General features: G+C 63.3%; 1 protein-coding gene. It reads right to left on the reverse strand.

Annotated features, from left to right (window positions below):
* Positions 1 to 150: 150 nt before the first annotated feature.
* The coding region (locus tag I71_RS32420; protein WP_042704029.1) for a PQQ-dependent dehydrogenase, methanol/ethanol family at positions 151 to 1,204 on the reverse strand (1,054 nt) is incomplete at its 5' end.

Raw genomic sequence — 1,204 nt, forward strand, 5'->3', positions numbered from 1 at the left:
GAATTTATCAGCAGTGGGACCTGCGAATAATTGGACTATGGTAGGACATGGTCTATTCGATGACAAAAAATACTTTCCAGATCATAGACACGGGAATGGGCGGACCGGATCGCTCCGGCCCGCCATCCTGCCGTTTGTGTGCGCCTGCGGTCAGGCCTTCGGCAGCTTGAACACCCAGAGCGAACCGCCCTGGTTGATGTCCTTCACCAGCTTGGCGACGTCGCCACCCCACAGCGGCACCGCACCGCCCCAACCGGAGACGACGGCGACATACTGCTCGCCATCCATCTTCCAGGTGACCGGGCTGCCGACCACGCCGGAGCCTGTCTGGAACTTCCAGACCTCCTGCCCGGACTTGGCGTCGAACGCCTTCAGATAGCCTTCCGGCGTGCCGGTGAAGACCAGATTGCCGGCGGTGGTCAGCACACCGCCCCACAGCGGGGCCGGGTTCTTGTATTCCCAGACGATCTTGCCGGTCTTCGGATCGACGGCGCGCAGCGCGCCGATGTAATCGTCATACAGCGGCTTGATGGTGAAGCCGGCGCCGAGATAGGCCGCCCCCTTCTTGTAGGTGATCGGCTCGTTCCAGATGTCCATGCCCCACTCGTTGGCCGGGACGTAGAACAGCTCGGTCTGCGGGTTGTAGGCCATCGGCATCCAGTTCTTGGCGCCCAGGAAGGCGGGGGCCGCGAAGACCGACTTGCCCTTGGCATCATGCGCATCGCCGGTCGCCGGGGCGCCCGGACGGTTGTCGTCGATGTAGATCGGACGTCCCGTCTCGATGTCGATCCCCTTGGCCCAGGTGATCTTGGTGACGAAGGGCGAGGCGTTGATCAGCTTGCCGGTGTTGCGGTCGATGACGTAGAAGAAGCCATTGCGGTCGGCCTTGCCGCCGGCCTTGATCACCTTGCCGTCCTTCTTCAGGTCGAAGGACACGAACTCGTTCACGCCGTCGAAGTCCCAGCCGTCATGCGGCGTCGTCTGGTAGTGCCACTTGATCTCGCCGTTGTCCGGATCGATGGCGAGGGTGGAGGAGGTATAGAGGTTGTCGCCCGGACGCAGGTGCGAGTTCCAGGGCGCCGGGTTGCCGGTGCCGAAGAACAGCGTCTTGGTTTCCGGATCGTAGGTGCCGCCCAGCCAGGTGGCGCCGCCGCCGGTCTTGTACATGTCGCCGGGCCAGCTGGCGTTGGTCTTGCCGGTGACG

The sequence above is a fragment of the Azospirillum sp. B506 genome, assembly GCF_000333595.1.
In the GTDB taxonomy this organism is placed as follows: domain Bacteria; phylum Pseudomonadota; class Alphaproteobacteria; order Azospirillales; family Azospirillaceae; genus Azospirillum.